Source organism: Brevundimonas nasdae, from assembly GCF_019395145.1.
GTDB classification, from domain to species: Bacteria; Pseudomonadota; Alphaproteobacteria; order Caulobacterales; family Caulobacteraceae; genus Brevundimonas; species Brevundimonas nasdae.
In genome coordinates this window covers 3672306-3686134 of the sequence record NZ_CP080034.1, presented here as the reverse complement: position 1 = coordinate 3686134, position 13829 = coordinate 3672306, and the positions used below count along the sequence as shown (strand labels likewise).

Below are 13829 nucleotides of genomic sequence, written 5' to 3'. Positions count from 1 at the left end.
CAGAGTCATGCGTATCTTCCTGACCGGCGCGACCGGCTTCATCGGCTCGGCCATTGTCCCGGAACTGCTCAGGGCCGGGCATCAGGTTCTGGGCCTTGCACGGTCTGAGGCAGGCGAACAGCGGCTGCGAAATGCCGGGGCCGAGCCGCACCGGGGCGACATCGCCGACCTGGACAGTTTGCGCCAGGGCGCCGGACAATGCGACGGCGTGATCCACACCGCCTTCGACCACGACTTCTCGCGGTTCGCCGAGAACTGCCGCAAGGACGCCCGCGTGATCGAGGCGCTGGGTCAGGCGTTGACCGGGCCAGACCGCCCGCTGATCATCACCTCCGCGATGCCCATGGGAATGCTGACGTCCGACCGCCCAGCCCGCGAGGATCAGTTCGACCCCGCCTCGCCCAATCCGCGCGTGGCCTCGGAACAGGCGGGCGAACGGCTGCTGCAGGCCGGGGTGAATGTCCGCGTCGTGCGCCTGTCGCAGATTCACGACACCGTCAGACAGGGGCTGGTGTCCGACGTCGTTGCACTGGCGCGGCGCACCGGCGTGTCCGCCTATGTCGGCGGCGGGCTGAACAACTGGTCGGCGGCCCATGTCGGGGATGCGGCGCGTCTTTACCGGCTGGCGCTGGAGAAAGGCCAGGCCGGCCGCCGTTATCATGCGACGGCGGAGAACGCCCTGCCCTTCCGCCAGATCGCCGCAACGGTCGGACGGGGCCTGAGCCTGCCTGTCGTCTCGTTGTCGCCAGACGAGGCGGCGCAAAGTCTGGGACATCTGGCCGCCTTCGCGGGCAAGGAGATGTCGGCCTCCAGCGACATCACCCGGCGCGAACTGGACTGGTCGCCGACCGGACCCGGCCTGATCGCCGATATCGAGGCGATGCTGGCGCGGGAAAGCCGATCCTAGAAGGGGGTGGCGATGCGCGAGCGGCGACGCTCGGGCTGACCGGCCTGCGGCGGCGTCAGGGGGCTGGCCATGATGGTCGGGCCGGGCGGCGGCGCAGGCGGAGCGGCGACCGGCGCGGCGGCGGCGGCGTGGACGGCGGCGGCGTGCTCCTCGTGCGGTTCTACGACGACGATGGCGGGCGGCGGCGCGCGCAGGATGATCGGCGCGATCGGCTCGCTCGGCAGCGGCAGCTCCGCCGTCAGGTCCAACGCCTCCAGCGGTGCGGACAGGGCCGCCATCTGGGCGATGGTCGGCTCCACATCGCCATGACGCACGGTGAAGGCGCCCGGCAGACCCCAGGTCCCGGCCCAGCGATAGAAGATGTGCGCCCCGATCTGGCGCATCTTGACCAGACGCTCGGCCCAGTAAGGCGCGACATAGTCGGTGTGGTAGTGGGTCGCCATGCCCACGCCCGCGGCGACCGAGCCGTTCAGGGCCGACGACGCCACGGCCTTGGCCCGCGCCCAGCCCTCGATCGAGGGAACCCGGTTCATGGCGCCGTCGCAGGTGAAGCTGAACTGGCAGCCGGTCGGACGCTCCGAACCCTGGAAGACCACGCCGCAGACCGTGCTGGGATAGGCCGGGTGACGCACGCGGTTCAGCACCACCTGGGCCACGGCGGCCTGACCCTCGGTCGTTTCCGAGGCGGCCTCATAATAGACGGCGGCGGCCAGGCAATCGACGGCGCGGGTGTAGTCCTCCAGCCGGTCGGCCGGGATGATGAAGGGCTTTGCAGCCAGGATCGGCAGGGTCGAGAACGGCAGTCCGGCGTTGAAGGCGCGGGCCTCATCCTCCGAAATCGGCATCACCTCATCCGGGGACAGGGTGAACTCCAACGTGCGCTGCTGGACCATGGGGACCGACGCCGGCAAGCCGATGGTCTGGGCCGACTGACCGGCCAACTCCTCCAGACGCTGGGTCAGAAGCACGGCGCCGGACAGGGACAGGATGAACAATACGCCCAGCAGCGAGACCAGCATGGGCGTGAGCTCGCTGAACGCCATGCGGGCGCCCAGCCGGCGAGCGACGACACGGATGCGATCGACAAAGGTCGAGCCTGTCAGGATCACGTCCTCGTTCGTCGTCATGCGCCCCTCGAATACAGCCCAGCTAGTTTTCAACAGGGCGCATATCACATCGTTGCAGCAAATACCGCCCCCGCGAGAAACGACGGGCGTCTGAACCGCTACGGTGGTGCTGGAGCCACACCCATTGACGAGCAAGGACGTGCAGATCGCCTTTGAGATCAGGCGGCCTCAGCCGCCTCGCGGGCTTCGCGATCGCGTCGGGCGTCGCCCTGTCCCAGCCGACGGATCATCTCGGCGGCCAGACGACCAGAGGGGTTCTCGATGGTGCGGATCGTGTCACGGGCCACTCCGCCGCGATAGCGCGACAGGACACGCAGTTCGTCCGACGCCTGGGTGCGCAGCGACGGCGTCAGCTCCGACCAGTGTTCGAACATATAGCGCACGCGCCAGCGGCTGATGTCCGGCCCATAGGGCGCCACCGCATAGGACCGCTCAAGATTGTCCAGCGCCGCCGGGGTCATGACGGTCGAGCGGCTGCGGTCGATATAGGCCAGCCGCGCCCAGGCCGCTGCGTTCATCGGCGCCTGAGCCAGTGCGGCCTTGGTTTCGGCGACGGCGGCCTCTGTGTTCGACGGACTTTCCGCCAGCAGGGCCTCGGCCCGGTTCTCATGCAGGCCCGCCAGATCCATCAGCTCGGACCCGCCGCCCAGCGTCAGGGCGGCCGCCCCTGCCGACAGGACGCAGGCGCCCGCCAGAACAGCAGCGGCGCTGAGCTTCAGTCCATAGACGACGCTAGGCTTCATGAAAGATGCTCCCCGCCGACGCCGCAGCGTCCTCATGCGCTGATCCGACGCATTCGAACATCGAAGCGGCGGACCTGCGCCTGCACCGCTTACAGTCCGCGCGCCCGCAACGCAAAATCTGCGATCATCCGTACAGGCGCTTTTCATCCAGGGGCGAATGACTGACAGACCGCGCCTGAAGATCGGGCCGTAATCGCCGCCGCGCCCCCAATGCTGCGCTGCAGTCATCGATGACTTGGAAATGGACTTCACCTTACGCTATAGAAAGGCCAAGTTTCGATCGGGGACAGCTACAAATGCTGAATTGGTTGCGCGCAGGGCTTGTGGGCCTGATGCTGGTTGTCGGCGTGTCCGGCTGCGCCTCGTCGCCGGCGGGCGCCGAATCCCTGGCGGCCATCATCGCTCCGTCGGGCGATGAGCCCGTCGCCGTCCGTTCGGTGCCGGAGTATCGCCTGGGCGCCGCAGACAAGGTCCGCGTCAACGTCTTCGGCGAAGAAGCCCTGACCGGCGAGTTCATCGTCGGCGGCAGCGGCAAGGTCTCCCTGCCCCTGATCGGCGAAGTCCAGGCCGCCGGCCTGACCATCGGCCAGTTCCAGGAAGAAATCGCCCAGGCTCTGCGTCAGGGCTATATCAACGAGCCGCGCGTTTCCGCCGAAGTGCTGAACTATCGCCCCTTCTACATCCTGGGCGAAGTGAAGAAGCCGGGCGAATATCCGTACACCAACAATCTGACGGTGCTGAACGCCGTGGCGACGGCCGAGGGCTTCTCGTACCGCGCCAACACCCGCGTGGTTTACATCAAGCGCGCGGACGGCGTGGGCGAACAGGCCTTCCCGCTGACCACCGCCACCCAGGTGGCGCCGGGCGACACCATCCGCATCGGCGAACGCTTCTTCTGATGAGACGACGCTTGCCAAGCGTCGCCAGACCGCTGATCAAGGCCTGATGTTCGGCAAGCTGTTCAAATCCCGCCCAAAGGCCGCGCCTGCGCGCACCGCCGCGATCCCGGACGACACCGTCGTCTGGGCCGTCGGCGACGTGCATGGACGTCTGGATCTGCTGGAGCCGCTGGCGGATGCGATGATCGAGGACCTGGTCCGCTCGCCTGCGCGGCGAAAGGTCATCGTCTTCCTGGGCGACTACATCGACCGGGGACCGGATTCGAAGGGCGTCATCGACCGCCTGGCCGCCATCAAGGCCGAGGGCCTGATCGAGACCCATTTCCTGCGCGGCAATCACGAAGAGCGCATGGAGGCCTTCCTGACCGACCCGGAGCTGGGGCCGGGCTGGTGCGACTATGGCGGACGCGAAGCCCTGCTGTCCTATGGCGTCATTCCGCCGATGCTGAAGACCGACGCCGAGGGCTGGACCGCAGCCTGCGAGGCGCTGAACGCCGCCGTCGGCGACCGCCAGCGCGCCTTCCTGAACGGCCTGCAGTACAGCGTCTCCATCGGCGACTATTTCTTCGCCCACGCCGGGGCCGAGCCGGGCGTGCCGCTGGACCAGCAGGACCCGCGCCAGCTGATGTGGGTGCGTCAGGCCTTTCTGGAGAACCCCGAACCGTTCGATCGCGTGGTGGTTCACGGCCATACGCCGTCAGAGGCGGTTCACGCCGACTATCGCCGCATCGGGGTGGACACCGGCGCCTATGCGACCGGCGTGCTGACGGGCCTGCGCCTGGAAGGAACCGCGCGCGAACTGATGCAGACGGCGGGCGGGCGCTCCAAGGTGACGATCAGCCGCCACCCGCTGTAAGGCGGACGAGGCCGCCCTACAGCGGCATCGCCATGATTTCCTTATAGGCCGAGATCACCTGATCGCGGACCGAGATGACGGTTTCCAGCGAAGCCTCGGCCGAACTCAGCGCCGTGACCACGTCGATCAGATTGCCCTGCCCCTGAATGGAGCTGGCCATCTGGGTTTCCGCCGCCTTCGACTGCTGGGCCATGTCGGTCATGGCGTTTTTGACCAGGTCGGCGAAGCCGCCGTCGCCGACGCCAGGCGCCTGGGCGGCGGGCGCGGTGGGCATGGCGACGCCCTGAACGGCGGCGTAGGCGCGGGCGGCCATCATGGGGTTCATGACTTAAGCCCTCCTCAGCGCTTGATGATGTCGAGGGTGCGGGCGTCCATCGACCGCGCCGTCTCGATGACGTTCAGATTGGCCTCATAGGCCCGCTGCGCCTCGCGCATGTCCATCGCCTCGACCAGGGTGTCGACATTGGGCCGCAGGACATAGCCCTGGGCGTTCGCCGCCGGGTGCGACGGATCATAGTCCATCTTGAAGTCGCCTTGATCGGGGCGAACCTCGGCCAGGGCCACGCCCGTGGCGCCGTCGACTTCACGCGGCTGGAAGACGGGGATCTGACGGCGGTACGGCTCGCCGCCCGGCGTGCGGGCCGTCGACTGGGCGTTGGCGATGTTCTCGGCGATGACGCGCATCCGCGACTGCTGCGCCTTGAGCGCCGAAGCCGCGACGGCCATGGCGCTGTTCGAGGGCGGAATGGGATCAGGCATGGATCAGTTCCTCAGCCCGCGCCGGGCTTCTTGGCCGCCAGGCGAATCATCGACATGGACTTCTGATAGAAGCCGATGGCCGCGTCATAGGCCATGCGGCTCTCGGCCATCTTCAGCATCTGCTCTTCGACCACGACCGAGTTGCCGTCCATCGTGGTTTCCGAATCCGGCGACTTGGTCGTCTCGAACCGATAGCCCGATCCCGGCGGCGTGAAATGGGCGCCGCTGGCGCGCTCCATCTGCACCGCGCCGCCGCCGCGCGAGCGCATGGCTGCGGCGAAGTCGGTCGGCATCTTCAGGTCACGCCCGACGAAGCCAGGCGTGTCCGAGTTGGCCACGTTCTCCGCGATCAGGCGCTGGCGCTCGTCCAGCCAGCCCAGACGGCCCTTGATCTGGCCCAGCAGAGGTATGTCGGCGACGCCCATGGCGGTCTCCCGTGCAACGCGGATGCGCGCGATGGGCAGAAAATGCCGCGTGCATGGTTAATAGGCCGTTATCTCAACGGCTCGTTAACCGTGGTGGTTAAGACTTATGGGACAGCGCCGACCGCGCGGGGCCATAAGCGTATGAATTTCCTCGATCTTGCCCGTGCCGTCTTCGGCCTGGCCTTCACACTCGGTCTGATCGGCGTCGCCGCCTGGGCCGCGCGTCGCTATGCGCCCAAGCTGATGGCCCGTCTCAGCGCCGAAAAAGGCGCCCGGCGGCTGCAGGTGGTCGAGACCCTGGTTCTGGACCCGGCGCGGCGTCTGGTTCTGGTGCGGGTCGATGACGAAGAGCGGCTGATCCTGCTGGGCGAAGGCCGCGAACTGATCGAACCCCGCCAGCCGGGAGCGATCCAGTGAAATCCTTGCCCAGACGTCTCCCCCGCGGCGGGAGGGAGAGCCTCTTCGCCACGCCCACGGGCGCGGAGCTGAAACGCGCCGCCATTCTGTCGCTGTTCACCACCCTGGTCTGTCTGGCCTGGCCCGTGGCGGCCCTGGCCCAGCAGGCGGCCCAGGGCGGTTCGGCCATCAATATCGACCTGGGCAACGGCGCGGGCCTGACCCAGCGCGTCGTCCAGCTGGTCGGGCTGATGACGGTGCTGTCGCTGGCCCCGTCCATCGTCATCATGACCACCAGCTTCGTGCGCATCGTTGTGGTTCTGTCGCTGCTGCGCACGGCGCTGGGCCTGCAGCAGTCGCCCCCGAACGCCGTTCTGATCTCGCTTTCGCTGTTCCTGAGCGCCATCGTCATGGCCCCGACCTGGCAGGACGCCTATGATTCGGGCATCCGTCCGCTGATGGATCAGCAGATCGAACTGCCCCAGGCCTTCGATCAGGCGTCGGAACCTGTGAAGACTTTCATGCTGGGTCAGGTGGACCGCGCGGACCTGGCCCTGTTCACCCGTTTGAGCCAGGTCCAGCCGACCCCGAACCTGCAGGACTTGCCACTTCGGGTCGTCACGCCGGCCTTCATGATCAGCGAGTTGAAGAAGGCGTTCGAAATAGGATTTCTCCTTTTCGTTCCGTTCCTTGTGATCGATCTGGTGGTGGCCAGCGTGCTGATGTCCATGGGCATGATGATGCTGCCTCCAGTGGTTGTATCCCTGCCGTTCAAACTGATCTTCTTCGTGCTGGTGGACGGCTGGAGACTGGTGGCCGGAAGCCTGGTCGAGAGCTTCCAGAGAGGGTCCGGAACCGGATAATCCCCCGCCCTGTAAGGCTTTCAGCGTTTTCGGCGCTTGCAATGCCCCCCGATTTCCGTGTTGATCCCTTAGTCCTCGCCCTGAATCGGGCGACTAACACTGGAAACGACCCCTATGACCACTCAAGCCGAACTGATCGCCGCCGTCGCCAAAGACGCCGGTGTCTCGCAGGCCGACGCAGGCAAGGTGCTGACCGCCATCGTCGAAAACATCCACGCCAGCCTGAAGGCCGGCGGCGATGTCCGCATCTCGAACCTGGGCGTCTTCGACACCGCTGCACGCGCCGAGCGTGAAGGCCGCAACCCGGCGACGGGCGCGACCATCAAGATCGCGGCTTCCAAGGCTGTGCGCTTCCGCGTCTCCAAGCCCCTGAAGGACGCCGTCAACGGCTAAGCCTTCTTGATCCCATCCGGGATTAATAGCGCTGATTTAACGGGCGGGGGTCGCGGGGCGATCTCCGCCCGTTTCCTTTCGGAAGTCCTGTTTGGCCGCCGTCACCCAGCCGACGAAGGTGTCGGCGCCCGCGGTCAGGCCCGCGAAATCGCTCGTCCCGGCCACACCGGACAGGCTGTCGTCCAGCGCCACCCGCATGGCGTTGGCGGAACGTGCGCCCGCGATGAAGGGCGAATACTGACCCTGCAGACGCGTCAGGGCCGCGCGGTTGCTGCTCAGCGAATAGCCGACGCCCGCCCGGATCAGCCACCCCTCCTCTGACGGGCTCAGCGGCGTTCCAGGCGTCTTGTAGCGGTCGCCCAGACGCCCCTCGTACTGCTGCGCCGCCTCGGTCCATTTCTGCTGTTTCCACAGCACATCGGCGCGAACCTCGCGCGCGGGCGGCGACTGGTCGCGGTCCAGCACCTCCATGGCGTGATCAAACCGTCCCAGGTCCATCAGGGCGCGGGCCTCCAGCGCCCGGCGCTCGCTGTTCATGGCGGCGGGCAGAAGCGTGGTGCGCGAGCCCCAGATGGCCTGCAGCGCCTTCTCCGGCTGGCGGTTCATCAGATAGACGGTGGCCAGATTGGTGGCGACCTGGGCCTTGGCCACGCCGTCCAGACGCTCGTCCACCTGGTGTTTCAGCAGTTCGGCGGCCTGATCCAGCAGGTCGACATCGATCAGGCGGCGCGACAGACGCCGCACCATCTCATCGCCGTCCGCGCCGATGGGCGTCAGTTCGCGGAAATCATAGAACAGCGCCAGGGCCTGAACCGGCTGCAGCCCGTCGGCGGCGCCTTCCAGGAACAGGGCGCGGAAGGCGTTGGACTGGTCGGCCTGGACCTCCGCCGCGCCGGGCACGCCCGCCATCCGCTTGCCCGCGCCGCGCAGTGCCTCCAGCGCCTCGCGATAGCGGCCCTGCTGCAGATAGATGTCCGACAGCTTGCGGATCACCGACAACTCGGTCGCATCGCCGCGCCAGCGCCATTTCAACTGCTCCAGCCGCTGCGCCGCCTTGTCCGGGGTCAGGGCGCCCCGCTCCAGCTCCAGCGAGATGGCGCCCAGTTTGGCCGGGGTGGCGATGCCGTCCAGCGGCGCCCGCGCCACAGCCTTGTAGATCGCCAGCGCCCGATCCTTGTCGCCGCTCAGCTCGAACAGGCGGGCCTGCACCAGCCGCGCCGTCAACTGGTCGGCGGCAGGGGCGTTCTGGCTGAAGACATAGGCCAGCAGTTGTCGCGCGGCGGGCAGGTCGCCCGTCTGCACGGCGGCCATGGCGTGGGCGGCGCCGAAACGGGCGCGCCATTCCTTGGGGAACTGATCGACCACCGACGCCCCGGCGGCGAAGGCGCGGCGCGCGCCCTCCCAGTCGCCCTGTTCGGCGGCGATATAGCCCTGCCAAACCTTGGCGGCGGGGTCGTTGGCCAGGGCGCCGATGGCGAAATCGGCCTGGGCCTCCTCCAGGCGCCCGACGCCGACGCGGGCGGCGCCGCGCAGGCCCCGCACCTCCGGCTCGCCCTGCATGCTGGGCGACTTGGCGATGATTCCGTTCAGCACGCCGATGGCTTCGTAGTTCAGACCCGACCCGACCAGGAACCGGGCGAAGGCCACGCGCGCGGCGATGGGCGCGCGCGGATTGTCGTCCGACGCCGCCGCCTCGGCCATGGCCTCGTCCTGAAGCCGCTGGTAGCGGTCCGAGAAGCCCGCCGCCCCGACGGCGGCCCAGTCGGCCAGGATCAGGGCCGGATCATTGGCCTTGGGCGGCGCATCGACCAGAGACCCCGCCGCCTGCAGCAGGGCCGAGGGCGGCGACAAAGTCAGGCCGCGCGGTCGGCTCAGCGTGACCAGATCGCCTGCCGCATCCACCTTCAGGTCATCGGTCGCCGTCTCGATGGCCAGCCCCTGGGCGGTGGGCAGCAGGGTCAGGTCGACGGTGGACCGGCGCTCGGCCATGCCCTTGCCGGGGGCCAGGGCCGTCACGGCGGCGAAACGGTCGCCGACCAGCGGATCGGTCAGCCAGACCGTCTTGGTCGCCCCGGCCATGCGCGCCACCAGGGTCGAGGCCCCGTCGTCGGAACGATCGACCTCCACGCCCGATCCGCCCGCGCCGTTCCCGCCGATGGAGACGGTCCATGTCCCGCCCTGCCCCTGAGCCGAAACGGACAGGTCGCCGGGCGCGGCGATGCGCAGCGCCGTATAGCCGGGCCCGGCGGCCCATCGGGCGCCGCTTGCAGGTCCAGAGGCCTTGCCGCCCCTCAGGGCGCCGTTCAGGTCCAGTTTGGCGGCGGTGTCGAACACCACCCAGACGGCCTCGCCCCGACGGAAGACGGCGGCCCCGACCGGCGCGCCCCACTGGAAGGTCAGGACAGTCTTGTCCGCCGACGTTTCGGCGCGCACCGGCACAACGGCGTTGGCCCGAGCGACCGTCTCGGCCGCCCGCTCAGGCGCCTTGCCGGGCGCATAGAGGTTCAGCCACACGACCCCGTCGGCGACGCCCGAGCGATAGTCGGCGCCCTCGGCCAGGGTCAGGATCAGATCGGTGCCGCCGCCGCGCGCCATCCGCGTCTCGACCGACGTCACCCCCTGCGGCGGATCGACGCGCAGGCGCGACACATCGGGCGCCGCCGAAACCCCCAGGCGGACATACAGCCTGTCCCCGTCGCGCCGCACCTGGCTGCGCAGGCCGATCACGCCGCCGAACTCGACGCGTGTGAAGCCGCTGTTCTGGCCGATGGAGATGGACAGCGGGTCGCGGCTGCGGCCGGCCTCCTGCGCCAGGGGGGCCAGCGGCGCGAACGCGACAGCGCCCGCCGCAGCGGCCGCCACGGTCGTCTTCAGCATGCGCGTGGTCGGCGACGGCCCTGACATTACCCGCCAGCTATGCCGCCAAAGCCCTTTCGTCACGGTTAATCGGCGGTCGGCCAGACCGTCATTTGTCCCGGACTGAAACAGTGTTCGTCCATGGACAAACCGTCCACGCGACAGACCCGACGCAAGCGGATAGGGTTGCCCCATGGCCAATCCGCAATATCCCCCGCTCAGCACCGTCAAGACAGGCCTCGCCTGCCGTTGCCCCCGCTGCGGCAAGGGCCCGCTGTTTAAGGGCTACCTGACCCTGCGCGCGGAATGCCCCGAGTGCGGCCTCAGCTACGCCTTCGCCGACCCGGCGGATGGCCCGGCCTTCTTCGTCATGTCGGCGGTGGGGATCATCGGCATGATCCTGCTGATGGCGTTCGAGTTCACGGTCCACCCGCCGATCTGGGTCCATGCGGTCGTGACCCTGCCCCTGCTGGTCGCCATGTGCCTGGGCTGCCTGCGGCCGTTCAAGGCCTGGCTGGTCGCCGAACAGTTCATCCACAAGGCCGCCCCGCCGGAGTTCTCCTCCAACGGCAAGCACGGCCCTTACTAGGCCGCATCGCAGTTTAGGCCGTCAGATCGGCTCCACCACCGTCAGTTCCGGCCAGCGTCCGCGCGCATTGGCGATGGTCTTGGCCCAGCCCTTGGCCAGCGGGCGCAGCGGATTGGGCCGGATGGTCATGGAGAAGACGTCCTCCAGCCCGAACGGCGCGGCGACGGTGATGGCGTCATCCGCCTCCAGCCGCACACCGATGGCAAAGGTCGGGGCGACGAACCGGCTCAGCGCCTGATCGGTCGAGGTCAGGGCGTCGTAAGGCTCGCCGAAACGGTTCTCGAACCACAGATGCACCCGCGCCTGATTACGGACCTCGGCCTGACTGCGGAACGGCTCGTCAAAGGCGGCGGCGACGCGTTTGATGACCTCGTCCTCGGCCTCATACGACACGTCCGAGGCGTCGAAATAGGCCAGGTCATAGTCCTTGACCCCATAGCCCGCCGCGCGGCCCGTCTGGGCGTTCCAGACCGCCTGATAGACGGCGCCTGACACCAGCCGCCAATCGGGCAGGTCCAGCGCCCGCACCGTGGTCAGGACGTGCATCAGATTGGGGTCGGCGCGCACGACCTCGACCAGCCGCGCCTCAAGATTCGTCGTCGTCATGGTTCAGCCCCGCACCGGCCAGGCGTGGTCCAGCGGGCCGTGGCCGCCGCCCAGACCGGGCGCACGACGGATGGCCTCGGCGACATAGGCCCAGGCCTCGGCGACCGCGACCTCCAGCGGACGGCCCAGCGCCAGACCGGCGGCGCAGGCGCTGGCCAGGGTGCAGCCGGTGCCGTGGGTGTGGCGGGTGTCGATCCGCTCGGATTCCAGCACCGTCTCGCCGTCCGTGGTCATCAACAGGTCGATCACCGTCACGCCCGGCACATGGCCGCCCTTCATCAGCACCGCCCGCGCGCCCATCGCCAGCAGGGCCTCGCCGGCGCGGCGCTGACCGTCCAGATCATGGACCGCGAACCCGGTCAGGGCCTCGGCCTCGGGCGCATTGGGGGTCAGCAGCGCCGCGCGCGGGATCATCAGCGCCTTGACCGCCTCGACGGCCAGATCAGGCAGCAGGGGATGGCCGCCCTTGGCCACCATGACGGGATCGACCACGGCGGGGGCGTCGGCGGTGTCCAGCAGGGCGGCGACGGTCTCGACCACCTCGACCGAACCCAGCATTCCGGTCTTGAAGGCGTCGGTGCCGATGTCGTCCAGCACGGCGCGGGCCTGTGCGGTGATGACATCCAGCGGCAGCGGATGGACGCCGTGGACGCCCAGGGTGTTCTGGATGGTGATGGCGGTGATGGCGGTGGCGGCGTATCCGCCCATCATGGTCACGGCCTTGATGTCGGCCTGGATTCCAGCCCCGCCGCCCGAGTCAGAGCCAGCCAGAATCAGGACCCGGCCTTGATGAAGGGCGCTCATGCGGCCGCTCCCGAAAACAGCTTCAGCCCGGCGATGCCCGACACGATCAGCAGGATGCAGACCGCCCGCACCGCCGTCGCCGGCTCATTGTAGAACAGGATGCCGACCAGCGCCGCGCCCACGGCGCCGATGCCGGTCCAGATCGCATAGGCGGTGCCGATCGGCAGTTTCTGCGTCGCCACCCACAACAGGATCATGCTGCTGGCCAGGGCGATCAGCACCCCCAGCGACGTCAGGGGCCTTTGCAGGCTGACGTTCTTGAGGCCCGAGGCCCACAGAACCTCCAACAGACCGGCGACGACCAGCGTCACCCACGGATTGATCGACATGACCCAGGACATGAGGGGTCAGATGGCCCAGCCCGTCCCCGAGGGCAAGGCGGTTCACGCCCCCAGCGGCCCCTTGAAGATGAAGAAGGCCCCCAGGCCGATGAAGGCGAACCCGACCAGATGATTGATCGTCAGCTTCTCGCCCAGATACAGGACCGAAAACCCGGCGAAGACCAGCAGGGTGATCACCTCCTGCATCGTCTTCAGCTCGGCGGGCGAATAGACGTGGATGCCGATGCGGTTGGCCGGAACCGCCAGCCAGTATTCGAAAAAGGCGATGCCCCAGCTGGCCATGACCAGCAGCCACATCGGCTTGTGGTCGAACTTCAGATGGCCATACCAGGCGAAGGTCATGAAGACGTTCGACAGGCACAGCATCAGGATGGGGGCGATATAGGAACCCAGGTTCATGAACGGCGGCCGTTGGTTGTTGCCTGACCGCTCTACAGCCGCCGCGACCGGATGTCGCGGGTGTCAGCCGTTCGCCACCGCCGCCTGAACCTTCAACGCCTGCACCGTCTCGCGCACATCGTGGACGCGGACCATGCGGGCGCCTCGCCGCGCGCCCTCCAGCGCCAGGGCCAGCGACCCGCCCAGCCGGTCGTCGGCCTGGGTCGCCGTGGGGTCGATGGCCTGGATCGTGCGCTTGCGGCTGGCGGCGTAGAGGACGGGAAAGCCCAGCGCGGTCAGGGTCTGCAGATGCGCCGTCAGGGCCATGTTGTGCGCCAGGGTCTTGCCGAAGCCGATGCCGGGATCCAGCCAGATCCTGTCGCGCGCCACGCCCGCCGCCATCGCCGCCTGCGCCCGGTCGTTCAGATAGGCCGCGACCTCGGCCACCACGTCGTCATACCGGGGATCGGCCTGCATGGTGCGCGGCTCGCCCTTCATGTGCATCAGAACCACGTCGCAGCCCAGTTCGGCGGCCACGGCGGCGCTGTCCGGCGCATGGGTCAGGGCGGTGACGTCGTTCCACATGGCCGCACCCGCAGCGACGGCGGCGCGGGCCACGGCGGGCTTCATGGTGTCGATGCTGATGACGCCGTCCCACCGCGCGCGGATCGCGGCGATGACAGGGGCGACGCGGTCGATCTCCTGGCCTTCCGTCACCGGATCGGCGCCGGGACGGGTGCTTTCACCGCCGATGTCGAGCACGTCCACCCCCTGCTCCGCCAGCCGCAGCGCCTGTTCGACCGCCCGCTCCGTCGTCGCCCAACGCCCCCCGTCGGAGAAGCTGTCCGGCGTCACATTGACGATTCCCATGACCAGCGGAACGCCCC

18 protein-coding genes are annotated in these 13829 nt (G+C 68.3%); 7 read left to right on the top strand and 11 right to left on the bottom strand.

Annotation, left to right across the window (positions count from 1 at the left end):
* Positions 1 to 7 precede the first annotated feature (7 nt).
* Positions 8 to 907 (top strand): SDR family oxidoreductase, encoded by a 900-nt coding sequence (locus tag KWG56_RS17940; RefSeq protein WP_219353173.1) that lies wholly within the window; start codon positions 8 to 10, stop codon positions 905 to 907.
* On the opposite strand, the gene KWG56_RS17935 is transcribed toward KWG56_RS17940, so the two are convergent.
* Both KWG56_RS17935 and KWG56_RS17930 read right to left on the bottom strand, forming a co-directional pair.
* The gene (locus KWG56_RS17935) at positions 904 to 2034 is read right to left on the bottom strand and encodes a cell wall hydrolase (protein ID WP_219353172.1); all 1131 of its coding nucleotides are present in this window, start codon (positions 2032 to 2034) and stop codon (positions 904 to 906) included. The genes KWG56_RS17940 and KWG56_RS17935 overlap by 4 nt on opposite strands.
* A 158-nt stretch (positions 2035 to 2192) precedes the next feature.
* Positions 2193 to 2777, bottom strand: coding sequence for a hypothetical protein (locus KWG56_RS17930; RefSeq protein WP_219353171.1), 585 nt, complete (start codon positions 2775 to 2777; stop codon positions 2193 to 2195).
* 296 nt (positions 2778 to 3073) lie between these two features.
* Here KWG56_RS17930 and KWG56_RS17925 point away from each other — a divergent pair, with 296 nt between their 5' ends.
* Both KWG56_RS17925 and KWG56_RS17920 read left to right on the top strand, forming a co-directional pair.
* A complete protein-coding gene (locus KWG56_RS17925; protein WP_201100048.1) occupies positions 3074 to 3676 on the top strand; it encodes a polysaccharide biosynthesis/export family protein in 603 nt (200 codons plus the stop codon).
* A gap of 46 nt (positions 3677 to 3722) precedes the next feature.
* The gene (locus KWG56_RS17920; RefSeq protein WP_219353170.1) at positions 3723 to 4532 is read left to right on the top strand and encodes a metallophosphoesterase family protein; all 810 of its coding nucleotides are present in this window, start codon (positions 3723 to 3725) and stop codon (positions 4530 to 4532) included.
* Positions 4533 to 4548: 16 nt separating this feature from the next.
* Here the strand turns inward: KWG56_RS17920 and fliE are convergent, their stop codons facing one another.
* Genes fliE through KWG56_RS17905 form a run of 3 tightly spaced genes read right to left on the bottom strand, consistent with a single transcriptional unit; the run spans position 4549 to position 5716 of the window.
* Complete coding sequence (gene fliE / locus KWG56_RS17915; protein ID WP_201100046.1) at positions 4549 to 4857, bottom strand: flagellar hook-basal body complex protein FliE; 309 nt, start codon at positions 4855 to 4857, stop codon at positions 4549 to 4551.
* Positions 4858 to 4871: 14 nt separating this feature from the next.
* Positions 4872 to 5291 (bottom strand): flagellar basal body rod protein FlgC, encoded by a 420-nt coding sequence (flgC, locus tag KWG56_RS17910; protein ID WP_370874346.1) that lies wholly within the window; start codon positions 5289 to 5291, stop codon positions 4872 to 4874.
* A gap of 11 nt (positions 5292 to 5302) precedes the next feature.
* A complete protein-coding gene (locus KWG56_RS17905) occupies positions 5303 to 5716 on the bottom strand; it encodes a flagellar basal body rod protein FlgB (protein WP_201100045.1) in 414 nt (137 codons plus the stop codon).
* A 141-nt stretch (positions 5717 to 5857) separates the two neighbouring features.
* Between KWG56_RS17905 and KWG56_RS17900 the strand changes: the two genes are divergently transcribed.
* From KWG56_RS17900 to KWG56_RS17890, 3 genes are all read left to right on the top strand, one after another.
* A complete protein-coding gene (locus tag KWG56_RS17900; RefSeq protein ID WP_201100044.1) occupies positions 5858 to 6133 on the top strand; it encodes a FliO/MopB family protein in 276 nt (91 codons plus the stop codon).
* 5 nt (positions 6134 to 6138) lie between these two features.
* A complete protein-coding gene (gene fliP, locus KWG56_RS17895) occupies positions 6139 to 6975 on the top strand; it encodes a flagellar type III secretion system pore protein FliP (protein WP_219353169.1) in 837 nt (278 codons plus the stop codon).
* A 114-nt stretch (positions 6976 to 7089) separates the two neighbouring features.
* Positions 7090 to 7368: an HU family DNA-binding protein gene (locus tag KWG56_RS17890; RefSeq protein ID WP_008263548.1), complete on the top strand. Its 279-nt coding sequence runs from the start codon at positions 7090 to 7092 to the stop codon at positions 7366 to 7368.
* Between the two features lie 36 nt (positions 7369 to 7404).
* Here KWG56_RS17890 and KWG56_RS17885 read toward each other — a convergent pair whose 3' ends face one another.
* Complete coding sequence (locus KWG56_RS17885; protein ID WP_244999571.1) at positions 7405 to 10245, bottom strand: tetratricopeptide repeat protein; 2841 nt, start codon at positions 10243 to 10245, stop codon at positions 7405 to 7407.
* Positions 10246 to 10417: 172 nt separating this feature from the next.
* Here KWG56_RS17885 and KWG56_RS17880 point away from each other — a divergent pair, with 172 nt between their 5' ends.
* Complete coding sequence (locus KWG56_RS17880) at positions 10418 to 10813, top strand: DUF983 domain-containing protein (RefSeq protein ID WP_219353168.1); 396 nt, start codon at positions 10418 to 10420, stop codon at positions 10811 to 10813.
* Between the two features lie 21 nt (positions 10814 to 10834).
* Here the strand turns inward: KWG56_RS17880 and KWG56_RS17875 are convergent, their stop codons facing one another.
* From KWG56_RS17875 to folP, 5 genes are all read right to left on the bottom strand, one after another.
* A complete protein-coding gene (locus tag KWG56_RS17875; RefSeq protein WP_219353167.1) occupies positions 10835 to 11419 on the bottom strand; it encodes a nucleotidyltransferase family protein in 585 nt (194 codons plus the stop codon).
* 3 nt (positions 11420 to 11422) lie between these two features.
* The gene (gene thiD / locus KWG56_RS17870) at positions 11423 to 12223 is read right to left on the bottom strand and encodes a bifunctional hydroxymethylpyrimidine kinase/phosphomethylpyrimidine kinase (RefSeq protein WP_219353166.1); all 801 of its coding nucleotides are present in this window, start codon (positions 12221 to 12223) and stop codon (positions 11423 to 11425) included.
* Positions 12220 to 12564, bottom strand: coding sequence for a DMT family transporter (locus tag KWG56_RS17865; protein WP_219353165.1), 345 nt, complete (start codon positions 12562 to 12564; stop codon positions 12220 to 12222). Before KWG56_RS17865 ends, thiD begins: the two co-directional genes overlap by 4 nt.
* Before the next feature lie 42 nt (positions 12565 to 12606).
* Entirely contained in the window at positions 12607 to 12963 is a 357-nt protein-coding gene (locus KWG56_RS17860) for a DMT family protein (protein ID WP_201100039.1), read from the bottom strand.
* Positions 12964 to 13026: 63 nt separating this feature from the next.
* Complete coding sequence (gene folP / locus KWG56_RS17855; RefSeq protein WP_244999760.1) at positions 13027 to 13812, bottom strand: dihydropteroate synthase; 786 nt, start codon at positions 13810 to 13812, stop codon at positions 13027 to 13029.
* Positions 13813 to 13829: the final 17 nt, after the last annotated feature.

Excerpts from the sequence above, each read along its gene's own strand:
- KWG56_RS17940 (WP_219353173.1), top strand. The coding sequence starts at position 8 with ATGCGTATCTTCCTGACCGGCGCGACCGGCTTCATCGGCTCGGCCATT.
- KWG56_RS17935 (WP_219353172.1), bottom strand. The coding sequence starts at position 2,034 with ATGACGACGAACGAGGACGTGATCCTGACAGGCTCGACCTTTGTCGAT.
- KWG56_RS17930 (WP_219353171.1), bottom strand. The coding sequence starts at position 2,777 with ATGAAGCCTAGCGTCGTCTATGGACTGAAGCTCAGCGCCGCTGCTGTT.
- KWG56_RS17925 (WP_201100048.1), top strand. The coding sequence starts at position 3,074 with ATGCTGAATTGGTTGCGCGCAGGGCTTGTGGGCCTGATGCTGGTTGTC.
- KWG56_RS17920 (WP_219353170.1), top strand. The coding sequence starts at position 3,723 with ATGTTCGGCAAGCTGTTCAAATCCCGCCCAAAGGCCGCGCCTGCGCGC.
- fliE (WP_201100046.1), bottom strand. The coding sequence starts at position 4,857 with ATGAACCCCATGATGGCCGCCCGCGCCTACGCCGCCGTTCAGGGCGTC.
- flgC (WP_370874346.1), bottom strand. The coding sequence starts at position 5,291 with ATGCCTGATCCCATTCCGCCCTCGAACAGCGCCATGGCCGTCGCGGCT.
- KWG56_RS17905 (WP_201100045.1), bottom strand. The coding sequence starts at position 5,716 with ATGGGCGTCGCCGACATACCTCTGCTGGGCCAGATCAAGGGCCGTCTG.
- KWG56_RS17900 (WP_201100044.1), top strand. The coding sequence starts at position 5,858 with ATGAATTTCCTCGATCTTGCCCGTGCCGTCTTCGGCCTGGCCTTCACA.
- KWG56_RS17890 (WP_008263548.1), top strand. The coding sequence starts at position 7,090 with ATGACCACTCAAGCCGAACTGATCGCCGCCGTCGCCAAAGACGCCGGT.
- KWG56_RS17885 (WP_244999571.1), bottom strand. The coding sequence starts at position 10,245 with ATGCTGAAGACGACCGTGGCGGCCGCTGCGGCGGGCGCTGTCGCGTTC.
- KWG56_RS17880 (WP_219353168.1), top strand. The coding sequence starts at position 10,418 with ATGGCCAATCCGCAATATCCCCCGCTCAGCACCGTCAAGACAGGCCTC.
- KWG56_RS17875 (WP_219353167.1), bottom strand. The coding sequence starts at position 11,419 with ATGACGACGACGAATCTTGAGGCGCGGCTGGTCGAGGTCGTGCGCGCC.
- thiD (WP_219353166.1), bottom strand. The coding sequence starts at position 12,223 with ATGAGCGCCCTTCATCAAGGCCGGGTCCTGATTCTGGCTGGCTCTGAC.
- KWG56_RS17865 (WP_219353165.1), bottom strand. The coding sequence starts at position 12,564 with ATGTCCTGGGTCATGTCGATCAATCCGTGGGTGACGCTGGTCGTCGCC.
- KWG56_RS17860 (WP_201100039.1), bottom strand. The coding sequence starts at position 12,963 with ATGAACCTGGGTTCCTATATCGCCCCCATCCTGATGCTGTGCCTGTCG.
- folP (WP_244999760.1), bottom strand. The coding sequence starts at position 13,812 with ATGGGAATCGTCAATGTGACGCCGGACAGCTTCTCCGACGGGGGGCGT.